The organism is Buttiauxella noackiae ATCC 51607, assembly GCF_001654865.1.
In the GTDB taxonomy this organism is placed as follows: Bacteria; Pseudomonadota; Gammaproteobacteria; order Enterobacterales; family Enterobacteriaceae; genus Buttiauxella; species Buttiauxella noackiae.
Genome location: NZ_LXEO01000013.1, coordinates 44,820 through 61,086 on the forward strand (window position 1 = coordinate 44,820; position 16,267 = coordinate 61,086).

At 49.8% G+C, this 16,267-nt stretch carries 13 protein-coding genes, 2 tRNA genes and 1 other RNA gene; 10 read left to right on the forward strand and 6 right to left on the reverse strand.

Features of this window, described 5'->3' with window-relative positions:
• Positions 1-44 precede the first annotated feature (44 nt).
• From M979_RS05180 to narI, 4 genes are read left to right on the forward strand one after another with little or no spacing between them, the layout of a single operon-like run.
• Positions 45-3,791 carry a nitrate reductase subunit alpha gene (locus M979_RS05180; protein WP_064553995.1) on the forward strand — a complete coding sequence of 1,249 codons (3,747 nt, stop codon included), beginning with the start codon at positions 45-47 and terminating at the stop codon, positions 3,789-3,791.
• The gene (gene narH / locus M979_RS05185; RefSeq protein ID WP_064553996.1) at positions 3,788-5,323 is read left to right on the forward strand and encodes a nitrate reductase subunit beta; all 1,536 of its coding nucleotides are present in this window, start codon (positions 3,788-3,790) and stop codon (positions 5,321-5,323) included. The genes M979_RS05180 and narH overlap by 4 nt, the downstream gene beginning before the upstream one ends.
• Positions 5,320-6,021, forward strand: coding sequence for a nitrate reductase molybdenum cofactor assembly chaperone (gene narJ, locus M979_RS05190; RefSeq protein ID WP_064553997.1), 702 nt, complete (start codon positions 5,320-5,322; stop codon positions 6,019-6,021). The genes narH and narJ overlap by 4 nt, the downstream gene beginning before the upstream one ends.
• Before the next feature lie 2 nt (positions 6,022-6,023).
• On the forward strand, positions 6,024-6,701 hold the full coding sequence (gene narI / locus M979_RS05195) for a respiratory nitrate reductase subunit gamma (protein WP_034455855.1): 678 nt from the start codon (positions 6,024-6,026) through the stop codon (positions 6,699-6,701).
• A gap of 197 nt (positions 6,702-6,898) precedes the next feature.
• Here the strand turns inward: narI and M979_RS05200 are convergent.
• From M979_RS05200 to M979_RS05220, 5 genes are all read right to left on the reverse strand, one after another.
• Positions 6,899-7,029, reverse strand: a non-coding RNA gene (locus M979_RS05200) — RtT sRNA.
• A gap of 43 nt (positions 7,030-7,072) precedes the next feature.
• Positions 7,073-7,157: transfer RNA gene (locus M979_RS05205), tRNA-Tyr, on the reverse strand.
• A 50-nt stretch (positions 7,158-7,207) separates the two neighbouring features.
• Positions 7,208-7,292 (reverse strand) — tRNA-Tyr (locus tag M979_RS05210).
• 164 nt (positions 7,293-7,456) lie between these two features.
• Positions 7,457-8,299 carry a formyltetrahydrofolate deformylase gene (purU, locus tag M979_RS05215; protein WP_034455854.1) on the reverse strand — a complete coding sequence of 281 codons (843 nt, stop codon included), beginning with the start codon at positions 8,297-8,299 and terminating at the stop codon, positions 7,457-7,459.
• A gap of 55 nt (positions 8,300-8,354) precedes the next feature.
• The gene (locus tag M979_RS05220) at positions 8,355-8,813 is read right to left on the reverse strand and encodes a YchJ family protein (protein WP_064553998.1); all 459 of its coding nucleotides are present in this window, start codon (positions 8,811-8,813) and stop codon (positions 8,355-8,357) included.
• A gap of 116 nt (positions 8,814-8,929) precedes the next feature.
• Here M979_RS05220 and rssA point away from each other — a divergent pair, with 116 nt between their 5' ends.
• The 5 genes from rssA to M979_RS05245 all read left to right on the forward strand — a co-directional run bounded on the left by rssA (position 8,930) and on the right by M979_RS05245 (position 14,444).
• Positions 8,930-9,838, forward strand: a complete 909-nt coding sequence (rssA, locus tag M979_RS05225; RefSeq protein ID WP_064553999.1) for a patatin-like phospholipase RssA — start codon at positions 8,930-8,932, stop codon at positions 9,836-9,838.
• Positions 9,839-9,931: 93 nt separating this feature from the next.
• Positions 9,932-10,945, forward strand: coding sequence for a two-component system response regulator RssB (gene rssB / locus M979_RS05230; protein WP_064554000.1), 1,014 nt, complete (start codon positions 9,932-9,934; stop codon positions 10,943-10,945).
• A gap of 200 nt (positions 10,946-11,145) precedes the next feature.
• Positions 11,146-12,054 carry a UTP--glucose-1-phosphate uridylyltransferase GalU gene (gene galU, locus M979_RS05235; RefSeq protein WP_034455847.1) on the forward strand — a complete coding sequence of 303 codons (909 nt, stop codon included), beginning with the start codon at positions 11,146-11,148 and terminating at the stop codon, positions 12,052-12,054.
• Between the two features lie 24 nt (positions 12,055-12,078).
• Complete coding sequence (locus M979_RS05240; protein WP_034455846.1) at positions 12,079-13,419, forward strand: UDP-glucose dehydrogenase family protein; 1,341 nt, start codon at positions 12,079-12,081, stop codon at positions 13,417-13,419.
• Positions 13,420-13,433: 14 nt separating this feature from the next.
• On the forward strand, positions 13,434-14,444 hold the full coding sequence (locus M979_RS05245; protein ID WP_064554001.1) for an NAD-dependent epimerase: 1,011 nt from the start codon (positions 13,434-13,436) through the stop codon (positions 14,442-14,444).
• Between the two features lie 149 nt (positions 14,445-14,593).
• On the opposite strand, the gene hns is transcribed toward M979_RS05245, so the two are convergent.
• Positions 14,594-15,004 carry a histone-like nucleoid-structuring protein H-NS gene (gene hns, locus M979_RS05250; protein ID WP_034455843.1) on the reverse strand — a complete coding sequence of 137 codons (411 nt, stop codon included), beginning with the start codon at positions 15,002-15,004 and terminating at the stop codon, positions 14,594-14,596.
• 555 nt (positions 15,005-15,559) lie between these two features.
• Here hns and tdk point away from each other — a divergent pair.
• Positions 15,560-16,165 (forward strand): thymidine kinase, encoded by a 606-nt coding sequence (gene tdk, locus M979_RS05255; RefSeq protein ID WP_064554002.1) that lies wholly within the window; start codon positions 15,560-15,562, stop codon positions 16,163-16,165.
• The last annotated feature ends 102 nt before the right edge of the window (positions 16,166-16,267 follow it).

A 16,267-nucleotide genomic window follows, 5' to 3' on the forward strand; every position in this document is an offset into this window, starting at 1 on the left:
ATCAATAAGATAGAGCCTCAAGGCTCCACATCAGGAGAACCCCGATGAGCAAATTTCTTGACCGGTTTCGTTACTTCAAACAGAAGGGCGAAACTTTTGCCAATGGACATGGCCAACTGCTCGATACCAATCGTGATTGGGAAGAAGGCTATCGTCAGCGCTGGCAGCACGATAAAGTGGTCCGTTCCACGCATGGTGTAAACTGTACGGGCTCCTGTAGCTGGAAGATTTACGTCAAAAGCGGCCTGGTGACCTGGGAAACCCAGCAAACTGACTATCCGCGTACTCGCCCGGATATGCCAAACCACGAGCCACGCGGCTGCCCACGCGGCGCGAGCTACTCCTGGTATCTCTACAGCGCTAACCGCCTGAAATATCCTCTGATGCGTAAGCGTCTGATCAAACTGTGGCGTGAAGCGAAAACCCTGCATAACGATCCGGTTGATGCATGGGCTTCCATCATCAACGATCCCGAAAAAGCGAAAAGCTATAAGCAAGCCCGTGGACGCGGTGGTTTCGTGCGCTCAAGCTGGGCTGAGGTGAATGAGCTGATTGCTGCGGCCAACGTCTTTACCGCAAAAACCTTCGGCCCTGACCGTATCGCCGGCTTCTCTCCGATCCCGGCGATGTCGATGGTTTCCTACGCCTCTGGTGCGCGCTACCTTTCTCTGATTGGTGGAGCTTGCCTGAGCTTCTACGACTGGTATTGCGATCTGCCACCTGCGTCGCCAATGACCTGGGGCGAACAGACTGACGTTCCGGAATCAGCAGACTGGTATAACTCCAGCTATATCATGGCTTGGGGTTCTAACGTTCCACAGACCCGTACGCCAGATGCGCACTTCTTTACTGAAGTTCGTTACAAAGGCACCAAAACCGTTGCGGTAACGCCGGATTACGCTGAAATCGCTAAGCTGTGCGACCAGTGGCTGGCTCCGAAACAAGGTACCGATGCGGCAATGGCGCTGGCGATGGGCCACGTAATGTTGCGTGAGTTCCACCTTGATAACCCAAGCCAATACTTCACCGATTACGTTCGTCGCTATACCGACATGCCAATGCTGGTGATGCTCGAAGAGCGCGACGGCTTCTATGCGGCCGGCCGTATGCTGCGTGCATCTGACCTGGTTGATGGCCTGGGCCAGGAAAATAACCCACAGTGGAAAACCGTTGCACTGGATAACCAGACCGGTGAACCACTGGCACCTAACGGCTCTATCGGTTACCGCTGGGGTGAGAAGGGCAAATGGAACCTGGAGCAGCGTGATGGCACCAGCGGCGAAGAAGCCGAACTGCGCCTGAGCCTGTTGGGCAGCCATGACGATGTCGCTGAAGTCGGTTTCCCTTACTTTGGCGGTGAAAGTTCTGAGCACTTCAACAGCGTTAAACTTGATAACGTGTTGATGCACAAACTGCCGGTTAAACGTATTCAACTGGCTGACGGCACTACTGCGCTGGTTACCACCGTTTATGACCTGACTCTTGCCAACTACGGCCTGGATCGCGGTCTGGGCGACGAAAACTGCGCCACCAGCTACGACGATGTGAAAGCGTATACCCCAGCGTGGGCTGAGCAGATCACCGGCGTTTCTCGCCAGAACATCATCCGCATTGCGCGTGAGTTTGCCGAAAACGCAGATAAAACCCATGGCCGCTCCATGATCATCGTTGGCGCCGGTATGAACCACTGGTTCCACATGGACATGAACTACCGCGGTCTGATCAATATGCTGATCTTCTGCGGTTGTGTAGGTCAGAGCGGCGGCGGCTGGGCACACTATGTGGGCCAGGAAAAACTGCGTCCACAAACTGGCTGGACACCACTGGCGTTCGCATTGGACTGGCAGCGCCCACCGCGCCATATGAACAGCACCTCGTTCTTCTACAACCACTCTAGCCAATGGCGTTATGAGTCGTTGACGGCAGAAGAACTGCTTTCGCCACTGGCGGATAAAACCCGTTATAGCGGCCACCTGATTGACTTCAACGTACGTGCTGAACGTATGGGCTGGTTGCCGTCAGCACCACAGCTGAACACTAACCCGCTGCATATTGCAAAGCAGGCGGAAGCGGCTGGCATGAGCGCAGCTGATTTCACCGCGCAGCAGCTGAAAAGTGGCGATATTCGCTTCGCGGCAGAGCAGCCTGATGCGGGCAACAACCATCCGCGCAACCTGTTTGTCTGGCGTTCAAACCTGCTGGGCTCTTCCGGTAAGGGCCATGAGTACATGCTCAAATATCTGCTCGGTACTGAAAACGGTATCCAGGGTAAAGATTTGGGTAAAGAAGGCGGCGTAATGCCGGAAGAAGTTGAGTGGGTAGATAACGGCCTGGATGGCAAGCTGGATCTGGTGGTGACGCTGGACTTCCGTCTGTCGAGCACCTGCCTGTATTCCGATATCGTGCTGCCAACGGCTACCTGGTATGAAAAAGACGACATGAATACCTCGGATATGCATCCGTTTATTCACCCGTTGTCTGCGGCTGTTGATCCTGCATGGGATTCAAAAAGCGACTGGGAAATCTATAAAGCCATCGCGAAGAAATTCTCCGAAGTGTGCGTAGGCCACTTAGGGAAAGAAACTGACGTGGTAACACTGCCAATTCAGCACGATTCTGCGGCAGAACTGGCTCAGCCGTTTGGCGTAATGGACTGGAAAAAAGGCGAGTGCGACCTGATTCCTGGTAAAACCGCGCCGCACCTGATGGTGGTTGAGCGTGATTACCCGGCGACTTACGAGCGTTTCACCTCGGTTGGGCCACTGATGGAAACCATCGGTAACGGTGGGAAAGGTATTGCCTGGAACACCCAGACCGAAATGGATCTGTTGCGTAAGCTCAACTACACCAAGGCAGACGGCCCGGCGAAAGGCCAGCCGATGATCAACTCGGCTATCGATGCTGCCGAAATGATCCTGACTCTGGCCCCAGAAACTAACGGCCATGTTGCAGTGAAAGCCTGGGCGGCACTGAGCGAATTTACCGGACGCGATCACACGCATCTGGCTCGCCCGAAAGCCGAAGAGAAAATTCGCTTCCGCGATATTCAGGCCCAGCCACGCAAAATCATCTCCAGCCCGACCTGGTCAGGCCTTGAAGATGAACATGTTTCTTACAACGCCTGCTACACCAACGTGCATGAGCTGATTCCATGGCGCACGCTGTCTGGCCGCCAGCAGTTGTATCAGGATCACCAGTGGATGCGTGATTTTGGTGAAAGCCTGCTGGTATACCGTCCACCGATTGATACCCGATCTGTAAAAGGCGTGATGGGTAAAAAATCTAACGGTAACCCAGAGAAAGCGTTGAACTTCCTGACGCCGCACCAGAAATGGGGCATTCACTCAACCTACAGCGATAACTTGCTGATGCTGACGCTTTCACGCGGCGGCCCGATTGTCTGGATGAGTGAAATCGACGCCAAAGATTTGGGCATCGAAGATAACGACTGGATTGAAGTGTTCAACAAAAACGGTGCGCTGACGGCGCGTGCGGTGGTGAGCCAGCGTGTGCCTGAAGGCATGACGATGATGTACCACGCTCAGGAACGTATCGTGAACCTGCCGGGTTCTGAAATTACTGGTCAGCGCGGTGGTATTCACAACTCGGTGACGCGTATTAGCCCGAAACCAACGCACATGATTGGCGGTTATGCGCAACTGGCCTACGGCTTTAACTACTACGGCACCGTAGGTTCAAACCGTGATGAGTTCGTTGTAGTACGTAAGATGAAAGACATTAACTGGTTAGACGGCGAAGGCAATGACCAGAAACAGGAGAGCGTAAAATGAAAATTCGTTCACAAGTCGGCATGGTGCTGAATCTTGATAAATGCATCGGCTGTCACACCTGTTCTGTGACCTGTAAAAACGTCTGGACCAGCCGCGAAGGGATGGAGTACGCGTGGTTTAACAACGTCGAAACCAAACCGGGTATCGGTTATCCGAATGACTGGGAAAACCAGGAAAAATGGAAGGGCGGTTGGATTCGTAAAATCAACGGCAAGCTGCAACCGCGCATGGGTAACCGCGCCATGCTGCTGGGTAAAATCTTCGCTAACCCGCATCTGCCGGGCATCGATGATTACTACGAGCCGTTTGATTACGACTACAAGCATTTGCACAACGCGCCGGAAGGTAAGCACCAGCCGATCGCGCGTCCACGCTCGCTGATTACCGGCCAGCGTATGAACAAGATCGAAGCGGGCCCGAACTGGGAAGAGATCCTCGGCGGCGAGTTTGAAAAACGCGCCAAAGATCAGAACTTCCTGAACATGCAAAAAGCGATGTACGGCCAGTTCGAAAACACGTTTATGGCTTACCTGCCGCGTCTGTGCGAACACTGCCTGAACCCAGCGTGTGCGGCAACGTGCCCGAGTGGCGCGATCTATAAGCGTGAAGAAGACGGAATCGTTCTGATTGACCAGGACAAGTGCCGTGGCTGGCGTATGTGCATCACCGGCTGCCCGTACAAAAAGATCTACTTCAACTGGAAAACTGGTAAATCTGAGAAGTGCATTTTCTGTTATCCGCGTATCGAAGCCGGTATGCCAACAGTTTGCTCTGAAACCTGTGTAGGCCGTATCCGTTATCTCGGCGTGCTGCTTTACGATGCGGATGCTATTGAAGAAGCAGCAAGCACCGAAAACGAAAAAGATCTCTACGAGCGCCAACTGAGCATTTTCCTTAATCCGAACGATCCGGCGGTTATTGAACAGGCTCTGAAAGATGGCATTCCACAGAGTGTGATTGATTCCGCACAGCAGTCACCGGTTTACAAAATGGCGATGGACTGGAAGCTGGCTTTGCCGCTGCACCCGGAATACCGCACGTTGCCGATGGTTTGGTATGTACCACCGTTGTCGCCAATTCAGTCTGCGGCTGACGCGGGTGAACTGCCGCACACTGGCATTCTGCCTGACGTTGAAAGCCTGCGAATTCCGGTGGAATACCTGGCGAACCTGCTGACCGCTGGTGACACCGCGCCGGTTCTGCGTGCGCTGAAACGTATGATGGCAATGCGCCACTATAAACGTGCCGAAACCGTTGATGGGGTTCACGATATTAGCGCGCTGGAAGAAGTTGGCCTGACTGAAGCCCAGGCGCAGGAGATGTACCGCTACCTGGCGATTGCGAACTATGAAGATCGTTTCGTGATCCCAACCAGCCATCGTGAAATCGCGGCAGATGCCTTCCCTGAGCGTAATGGTTGCGGTTTCAGCTTCGGCGATGGTTGCCACGGTTCTGACAGCAAATTCAATCTGTTCAATAGCAAACGTATTGACGCAATTGATGTGACCAGCAAAACGGAGCCAAAACCATGATTGAACTTCTGGTGATTTCCCGCTTGCTCGAGTACCCGGATGCTGCCCTGTGGCAGCATCAACAGGAACTTCGCGACGTGCTGGCAGAAGGTGGTGCGTTGAATCTTCAGCAGGCCGCGCAGCTTAATGATTTCATTACGACGTTGTGCAGCCGTGATTTGTTAGATGCACAAGCAAGCTACAGCGAGCTTTTCGACCGAGGCCGTGCGACCTCTTTACTGTTGTTCGAACACGTGCATGGTGAATCTCGCGATCGCGGCCAGGCGATGGTGAATCTGATGGGACAGTACGAACAAGCCGGTATGGAAATCGACAGCCGTGAGCTGCCAGACCACCTGCCGCTGTATCTCGAGTATTTGTCTCAGCGTGATGAAGCCGAAGCGCGTGGTGGTTTGCAGGATGTGGCGCCAATTCTGGCGCTGCTGGCAGCCCGTCTGAAACAGCGTGAAAGCGCCTATGCGGCACTGTTTGATGTGCTGCTGGGTCTGTCTCAAAGTGACGTTGCGGTTGAAAGCGTCATTAAGCAAATCGCAGATGAAGCACGCGATGACACTCCGCAGGCGCTGGATGCGGTTTGGGAAGAAGAACAGGTGAAATTTGTGGCGGACGCCGGTTGTGGTGAATCTGAGATTAGCAACCATCAGCGTCGTTTTGCCGGGGCTGTCGCTCCGCAGTATTTGAATATCGGAGGACAGTAATCATGCAATTTCTCAATGTGTTCTTCTTTGACATCTACCCGTATCTTTGCGGGACAGTGTTCCTGGTCGGTAGTTGGCTGCGTTATGACTATGGCCAGTACACCTGGAAAGCGGGTTCCAGTCAGATGCTCGACCGTAAAGGCATGAACCTGGCATCAAACCTGTTCCACATCGGTATTCTGGGTATTTTTGCTGGTCACTTCCTTGGGATGCTGACGCCGCACTGGATGTACGAGTCGTTCCTGCCGCTTGAAGTGAAGCAGAAAATGGCGATGTTTGCCGGTGGTGCGAGTGGTGTGATGACGTTGATTGGTGGCGGTCTGCTGTTGAAACGTCGTTTGTTCAACCCACGTATTCGCGCGACGTCAACAACTGCAGATATTCTGATCCTCAGCCTGCTGGTGATCCAGTGTGCTCTGGGCCTGGGAACTATTCCGTTCTCGGCACAGCATATGGACGGCAGCGAAATGATGAAGCTGGTTGGCTGGGCACAGACGGTTGTGACCTTCCACGGCGGCGCATCTGAGCATCTGGATGGTGTGGCATTTATCTTCCGCGTGCATTTAGTGTTGGGTATGACACTGTTCCTGCTATTCCCGTTCACCCGTCTGGTGCACGTCTGGAGTGCGCCGGTTGAGTATTTGACGCGTAAGTATCAGGTTGTTCGCGCTCGTCGCTAAGTGATGTGTGCCTGATTTGAAAATACCTGGCTTCGGCCGGGTATTTTTTTGTCTGTAATGTTGGATGGTGCTGCACTTATCCGACTTACGGTTAGGTTTTGAAGTTGTCATTTGTAGGTTGGATAAGCGAAGCGTCATCCAACAAAGATGGTTGAACATGATGCGATTTGGATTTGGTTTGGAGGTACTTCAGGAGATGGTGGCGGGGGAAGGATGACTCGACGCTTTGCGTCTCGCCCTTCGGGTCGTTGCCTGCGGCAACGCTTTCTCGCTACGCTCGAATCGAACCTTGGTCGAAGCTTCTCATCCTTCCCCAACGGGAATATGAAAGATTATGCGATTTTGAATTTGTTTGGGGGTACTTCAGGAGATGGTGGCGGGGGAAGGATTCGAACCTTCGAAGTCGATGACGGCAGATTTACAGTCTGCTCCCTTTGGCCGCTCGGGAACCCCGCCAGGGGTATGATGCTTGTTTGAAACTACTGGCCGTACTTACTGCTTGAAGATGGTGGCGGGGGAAGGATTCGAACCTTCGAAGTCGATGACGGCAGATTTACAGTCTGCTCCCTTTGGCCGCTCGGGAACCCCGCCAGGGGTATTACATTTTGTTGGCTTTCTTGCTCGCATCCTTTGTCTGGAAGCGGGGCGCATCATATCAAATGAAGCGCCGCTGTAAAGCATTCACTATAAGAAAATGAATCGTTTGCCGTTTTTTTACACGTAACGTCGTAAACCTAAGCAATTACATGATTGATCTACAGAATAATCGTGCGGTTCCCGTATACAAACACTCGCTGGGCCAACACTTGATACAATGCACGACTCAAAACGTTTTTCTCAACATCACGCCCGGCGCGCATCATATCTTCTGCGGTATAGGTGTGATCGACGTGAATAACATCTTGCATGATGATTGGGCCTTCATCCAGATTGTCATTCACATAGTGCGCAGTGGCACCGATGATCTTCACGCCACGCTCATAAGCCTGGTGATAAGGACGTGCACCGATAAATGCAGGCAAGAATGAGTGGTGGATATTGATAATCTGGTTCGGGAAGCGTGAAACAAATTCCGGAGTCAGCACGCGCATATATTTAGCCAGCACCACATAATCAGGTTTGTGGGCTTCAATAGCGTCAGCCATCTGCTTATCGTGATCTTCACGCGTCAGCCCTTCATGGCTCACCAGTTCGAACGGAATATCAAAACGTTCAACCAGGGTACGCAAAGTCTCATGGTTACCAATAACGGCAGCGATTTCGACATCCAGGCCGCCGTAGTTGGCTTTCATTAATAGATCACCCAGACAGTGCGCTTCTTTAGTGACCAGAATCACCACGCGGCGACGTCCTGCAGGAATGAGTTCACGTACTGAACCTTCAGGCAATGCGCCATCCAAATCTGCCAGCAGAGTTGTATCGTTGAAAATACCTTCGAGTTCGGTACGCATAAAGAAACGCCCGGTGCGATGGTCGACAAACTCATTGTTCTGAACAATGTTCAGTTCATGCTTGTAACAAATGTTGGTGATCTTGGCGATAAGCCCTTTTGCATCGGGGCAGATGGTGCGTAGTACTTTTCGTTGTAATGCTTGCATTGCAGGCTAAGTCCTGTTGTACGTGTGTTTGCTAACTGATTTGTGCCACGGAGCGCTATTGCCCACAACACTTTTTATATTTTTTCCCAGAACCGCAAGGGCAGGGATCATTGCGACCAAACTGCGGGCGTGTTCCATCGATATAGTACCACTGGCCGTTTTCCTTTAAGAACCGAGAACGCTCGATAATGGCATTTTCTTCGCCTTGTTCTTCAAAACGCGCGACAAAACTGACGAAAGCTTCGTTTTCATCGTGTCCGGCAGTAGCTTCATAAACTGTCAGACCTAACCACGAGGTTACGCCAAAACTTCCTGAAATATCTGATTTCAGCGAAGGGCTACGGGTTTGCGGATGCCAGGTCGCTACGAGGTAATCTGCATCTTGCATCACGTAAGCACAATAACGTGAACGCATTAGCTGTGATGGGGTTGGCGCAAGCTGGTCTGCGCGTAGGTATGGCTGGCAACATAAGCTATACTCCAGACCGCTACCACAAGGGCAAAGTTGCGACACAGCATCTCCTTGGTTACAAAAAAATAGTCGGCGTAAATACGCGGGGTAGTTATGTTAACTGAGCTGTGGCGAGTTCGCCACGCGGTGTTAAACCGGGGAAGATAGACCGAGGCGGAATGAGACAGGTAAAGATCGGCCTGGCATTAGGGTCGGGAGCAGCAAAAGGATGGACGCATATTGGTGTCATTAATGCGTTAAAGCGAGCAGGCATTCAGGTTGATATCGTCGCAGGTTGCTCGGTGGGGGCGCTGGTGGGTGCCGCTTATGCCAGTAATCGTTTACCGATGATGGAACGCTGGGTGCGTTCGTTCGGCTATTGGGATGTACTGCGACTCATGGACCTTTCCTGGCGTCGTGGCGGTTTGTTGCGTGGTGAAAGAGTTTTCAACAACGTCCGCAAAATCATAACCGAAGAGAAGATTGAGGACTGTGCATTACGTTTTGGCTCTGTTGCCACCAATTTAAGCACCGGGCGCGAGTTGTGGTTCACGGATGGCGATTTGCATCAGGCTGTCCGGGCATCTTGCAGTATGCCGGGGCTTTTGTCGCCGGTCGGGTATAACGGCTACTGGCTGGTGGATGGTGCAGTGGTTAACCCGGTGCCTGTTTCGCTAACGCGTGCGTTGGGGGCCGATATCGTGATTGCCGTCGACCTGCAACATGATGCGCATCTGATGCAGCAAGATTTACTCTCCGTCAATATGACTACTCCTCTGGCTGAAAATCAGGTGCAACCTGATTCATGGCGTGGTCGTTTACGCGAACAGCTCGGAAAAATCACTACCCGGCGCGCCAATACCACGCCAACGGCCATGGAAATCATGACCACCTCTATTCAGGTGCTGGAAAACCGCTTAAAGCGTAACCGTATGGCGGGTGACCCACCGGATATTTTGCTGCAACCTTTTTGCCCCCAGATTTCTACGCTTGATTTCCACCGTGCCGCGGAAGCGATAAGCGCGGGCAGTCTGGCCGTCGAGAAAAAGATGGATGAGCTACTGCCATTGGTTCGTACCCATGATTGAGTATGGTGAAAACTCGCATCTTCAGGCAATTCTGACAGGCGGTGATTGTCATACCATGCCACTATTGATCTATCGCCAGTCAGGGGAGCGAAAATGACACAGCCACTCGTTGGAAAACTGATTCTCATTGTTGAGGATGAGCCCGTTTTTCGCTCTTTACTGGAAAATTATCTCTCTTCCTTAGGTGCGGTCATTGCTGTTGCAGTCGATGGTATAGACGCTCTGGAAAAGATGACCAGTTTTTCGCCCGATCTGCTGATTTGCGATCTGGCTATGCCACGCATGAATGGATTGAAACTGGTAGAGCACTTGCGTAATGAAGGAGTGCAGACGCCAATACTGGTGATCTCCGCCACGGAAAACATGTCAGATATCGCTAAAGCGCTGCGCTTTGGGGTGCAGGATGTCCTGCTCAAGCCCATTAAAGATCTCAATCGTCTACGTGAAACCGTTTTCGCCTGCCTCTATCCCAACATGTTTAATTCGCGTGTTGAGGAAGAGGAGCGGTTATTTCAGGACTGGGATGCGCTGGTAAGCGACCCGCAGGCTGCATCTACATTACTTCAAGAACTACAACCTCCAGTACAACAGGTGATTTCGCATTGCCGGGTGAATTACCGCCAGTTAATTACTCTTAATCAACCAGGACTTGTTCTGGATATTGCGGCGTTGTCAGAGAACGACCTGGCATTTTATTGTCTTGATGTGACAAGAGCAGGGGATAATGGGGTGCTGGCAGCGTTGTTATTAAGAGCTCTATTTAATGGGCTATTGCAGGAACAACTCTCCAAACAAAACCAACGTTTACCTGAGCTCGGTAATTTACTCAAACAAGTGAATCAATTATTACGTCAGGCCAATCTTACCGGGCAGTTTCCGCTGATGGTGGGTTATTATCATAGCGAGCTCAAAACCCTCATTTTGGTATCGGCTGGGCTAAATGCCACCTTAAATACCGGTGAGCATCAAATTCAGGTCAGCAATGGTGTGCCTTTAGGGACACTGGGCAATACTTATCTCAATCAAATTAGCCAGCGCTGTGAGTCATGGCAGTGTCAGGTTTGGGGAAGTGGCGGGCGATTACGGCTGATGTTGTCTGCGGAATGAGCATCTGGATGGTTGAAATCATTTAGGTTTTCTCCCCTATCATTGCTGGTGGTAATATCGTATCTATCCAAATCGTATTAGTCTTAAATTATCAACGCAACGGGTAAACAGCCGCAGATTCCATTTTTAAGCTGATATACTCGAGACGTTTTTTTAATTGACGTGCAAGTGAAAACTTGAACAGTCCAGGAGATTTTTCAATGGCTGCCATTAATTCTAAAGTAAGAAAAGCAGTAATCCCTGTCGCGGGATTGGGCACACGTATGTTACCGGCTACCAAGGCGATTCCAAAAGAGATGCTGCCTTTAGTCGATAAACCGTTAATTCAGTATGTGGTTAATGAATGTATCGCCGCAGGCATTACTGAAATTGTGCTGGTGACTCACTCTTCGAAAAACTCCATCGAAAACCACTTCGATACCAGCTTTGAACTTGAAGCTATGCTGGAAAAACGTGTTAAGCGCCAGTTGCTGGATGAAGTTCAGGCTATTTGCCCTCCACATGTCACTATCATGCAGGTTCGTCAGGGTCTGGCTAAAGGTTTGGGTCACGCCGTGCTGTGTGCTCATCCTGTCGTTGGCGACGAGCCAGTAGCCGTTATCCTGCCAGACGTTATCCTGGATGAGTTCGAATCCGATCTTTCCCAGGACAACCTGGCTGAAATGATCAAACGTTTTGATACAACAGGCCACAGCCAGATTATGGTTGAGCCGGTAGAAGATGTTACCGCTTACGGTGTTGTTGACTGCAAAGGTGTTGAGTTAAACGAAGGCGATAGCGTGCCAATGGTCGGTATTGTTGAGAAACCTAAAGCCGATGTTGCTCCATCTAATCTTGCAGTTGTAGGCCGTTATGTTCTGACCGCCGACATCTGGCCGCTGCTGTCCAAAACACCTCCAGGTGCTGGTGATGAAATTCAGCTGACTGACTCTATTGCTATGTTGATGGAAAAACAGACTGTTGAAGCCTATCACATGAAAGGCGTGAGCCATGATTGTGGTAACAAACTCGGTTATATGCAGGCGTTTGTGGAGTACGGTATCCGTCACAGCACTTTGGGCGCAGATTTTAAAGCCTGGCTAGAAGAGACAGTTGGCGCGAAAAAGTAATTCATTTCAACGCAGGATAGAAAGATGAAAGTTACTGTATTTGGTATCGGCTATGTTGGACTTGTGCAGGCCGCAGTGCTTGCGGAAGTTGGTCACGATGTAATGTGCATAGATGTCGATGCGAAGAAAGTCGAAAATCTGAAAAACGGCGTGATCCCAATTTTTGAACCCGGCTTAACGCCGCTGGTGAAGAAAAACTATGAAGAAGGCCGTTTACAGTTCAGCACCGATGCTGAAATGGGCGTCCTCCATGGTGAAATGCAGTTTATTGCCGTTGGTACTCCTCCGGATGAAGACGGGTCTGCTGACCTGAAATATGTCACCGCTGTTGCACGTACTATCGCGCAGCACATGACATCCCACAAAGTTGTGCTCGATAAATCTACCGTTCCTGTCGGAACCGCAGACAAAGTGCGCAGCGTGATGGAAGAAACGCTGAAAGCCCGTGGCGTGGATATCCCATTTGATGTGGTTTCAAACCCTGAATTCCTGAAGGAAGGGGCGGCAGTTTCTGACTGTATGCGCCCTGAGCGTATTGTTATCGGTACAGATAACGATGATGTTGTGGATTTGCTGCGTGAGCTGTACGAACCGTTCAACCGCAACCACGACCGCATGATCCTGATGGATATCCGCAGTGCTGAGCTGACCAAGTACGCGGCAAACTGTATGCTGGCGACGAAAATCAGCTTTATGAACGAGATCTCTAACCTGGCAGAACGCCTGGGTGCAGATATCGAAAAAGTGCGTATGGGTATTGGTTCAGACTCCCGCATTGGCTACAGCTTTATCTACCCAGGCTGTGGCTATGGCGGCTCCTGCTTCCCTAAAGACGTGCAGGCTCTGATTCGCACCGCCCAGCAGATTGGCTATACGCCACGTATTCTGCAGGCGGTAGAAGAGGTCAACCATGACCAGAAGTTAAAACTCCCTGAGTTTATTACTCGTCATTTCGGAGAAGATCTGAAAGGCAAAACCTTCGCGCTGTGGGGGCTTTCTTTCAAACCGAATACCGACGATATGCGTGAAGCCTCCAGTCGCGTCCTGATGGAAGCGCTTTGGGAACGTGGTGCTCAGGTGCAGGCGTATGACCCGGAAGCAATGGACGAAGCTCAGCGCATTTACGGACATCGTCCAGATCTGAAATTGATGGGAACTAAAGAAGCTGCATTACAAGATGCAGATGCTCTGGTTATTTGTACAGAGTGGCAAAGTTTCCGTGCACCTGATTTTGATGCAATCAAGAAATCCCTAAAGCAACCAGTTATCTTTGACGGCCGTAACCTGTATGATCCTGAGAGACTCAACAAGCGCGGCTTTGTTTATTATGCAATCGGCCGCGGAGCGTCCATCAATATTGCATAATAAATGAGGGTTGTATGAAATTTCTGGTTACCGGCGCCGCAGGCTTTATTGGATTTCATGTCAGTGAACGACTGCTGGCAGCCGGTCACCAGGTTATCGGTATCGATAACCTGAATGACTATTATGATGTCAATCTTAAGCAAGCTCGCCTTGATCTCCTCGCTCCACATTCTTCATTCCGTTTCGATGAAATTGACCTTGCCGATCGTAATGCCATGGCTGAATTATTTGCCAAAGAGAAATTTGATCGTGTGATTCATCTTGCTGCACAAGCAGGTGTGCGTTATTCCATCGATAACCCTCACGCTTATGCGGATTCAAACCTTGTAGGGCATTTAAATGTTCTTGAGGGTTGTCGCCATAATAAAGTGGGGCATCTGTTATATGCTTCGTCCAGTTCGGTATATGGACTAAATCGCAAACTTCCGTTCTCAACTGATGACACTGTTGATCATCCAATATCATTATATGCGGCAACCAAAAAAGCTAACGAGTTGATGTCGCATACATACTCGCACTTATATGGGTTACCGACGACCGGTTTACGCTTTTTCACTGTTTATGGTCCATGGGGGCGCCCGGACATGGCGTTATTTAAATTTACCCGTGCGATTGTCGAAGGTAAGAGTATCGACGTTTATAATCATGGGCAAATGCGTCGTGACTTCACTTATATTGATGATATTGCAGAGGCGATCGTTCGTTTGCAGGATGTCATTCCTCAGGCTGATTCCGAGTGGACAGTAGAGGAAGGAACTCCAGCGACAAGTTCAGCACCTTATCGAGTTTATAACATTGGGAACAGTAATCCGGTTACATTGATGGATTATATTACTGCGCTTGAAACCTCTTTAGGCAAGGTTGCCCAGAAGAATATGATGCCAATGCAGCCTGGCGACGTTCTGGAGACGAGTGCGGACACGAAAGCGTTGTATGATGTTATTGGCTTTAAACCACAGACCTCGGTTCAGGATGGCGTACAGCGCTTTGTAGATTGGTACAAGGCATTCTATAAAGTCAGCTGATGTTAAGATTGGTTGGCAGTTAAATGAAAAAGGAAGCCTGGCTTCCTTTTTTGTTAGCGCAATTTATAACAACAAAAATTTGCTAATCATATCCCCAAAATAAAAATCCCGCCGAAGCGGGATTTAATAAGCAGCACTAAAAGCGAAAATTAGGCGATCAGGAAGTCTTCCAGTTTCTTGCCTTGCTCTTCCATTGCTTTTTTGATTACGGCTGGAGTACGGCCCTGGCCAGTCCAGGTTTTGCTTTCGCCGTTTTCGTCGATGTACTGATATTTAGCTGGACGTGCAGCGCGTTTTGCTTTGCCTGCAGTTTTAACAGCAGCCATGCTATTCAGTAATTCATTAGGATCAATGCCGTCAGCAATTAGCATTTCACGATATTGTTGCAGTTTACGAGTACGCTCTTCAATTTCTGCTGCAGCAGCATTATCTTCTTCACGGCGTTCGTTAACAACAACTTCTAATTTTTCCAGCATTTCTTCCAGCGTTTCCAGGGTACATTCTCTGGCTTGTGCACGAAGAGTACGGATGTTGTTCAGAATTTTAAGTGCTTCGCTCATTTTAGTAATCTCAAACTTATATTGATGGTTGGCTTGTTGGGCTAATAATAGAGGCTTAAATTAAGTTCTGCAATAGGAAGTAATGTAAGGAATTCAAAATTCCATAATATTTTGTCGATTTATAAAAGGGTATTAACTTAAATTTTGGCTTGCATCGAAGGTAAACAAAACGTGAGGAACTCACTTTTTCTACAACAACCCTGATAGTTTCGGGGTTGCCGAAGTAGTAAATTGAGACATAAACGCATTAATGGTGAAATATCAACCTTTGGTATTATTGCCTGTAATGGTGGATATTTTTAATAGATAATTATTATTAGTGATTCAATGGATTTCAGGGAATAGCAGCAAAAACACTGAAAACTCCGTAAGTTAAGTGCAACGAGGCGAACATGAAACCTACGCCGATTTCAGGCGCTCCACTCTATGGTTTATATATCTCTCGAACAATCTATGAATTCTTCCCGAAGTCATAAGGTGAAAGCAACTCCCTGACAGCTTATGATATAATCCTGTGTTAATAATATTTACATTTTAACTCAGGCTAGCTGACCAATGGCACAACTTTACTTTTACTATTCCGCAATGAACGCGGGTAAATCTACGGCATTACTGCAATCGTCATACAACTATCAAGAGCGCGGAATGCGCACCCTGGTGTATACCGCAGAAATTGACAATCGGTTTGGTTCTGGAAAGGTGAGTTCGCGTATTGGATTATCGTCGCCCGCAAAGCTCTACAATGGCTCAACGCAATTATTCAATGAAATACGTGAGGAGCATCAGCGTGATGCTGTGCATTGTGTTCTGGTTGATGAATGCCAGTTCCTGACACGCGATCAAGTGTTGGCGTTATCAGACGTCGTAGATGAATTAGATATTCCCGTATTATGTTATGGGCTTCGTACTGATTTCCGGGGCGAGCTATTTGGTGGAAGCCAATATTTATTAGCGTGGTCAGACAAACTCGTGGAATTAAAAACCATCTGTTTTTGTGGACGTAAAGCCAGCATGGTTTTGCGCCTCGACCAGGAGGGTCGCCCGTATAACCAGGGAGAGCAGGTTGTGATTGGTGGGAACGAGCGCTATGTGTCAGTTTGCCGTAAACACTATAAAGAAGCGTTGCAAACAGGCTCTCTGGAAGGCATTCAGAGCGAATAAAATTTAACGGGAAGGCAAAGGGATGCCTTTCTCATTCATCGCCGTGAGATGCTTTGTACGACGTTTTTTAGAAATCAGAAACAAAAAAACCCGCCGAAGCGC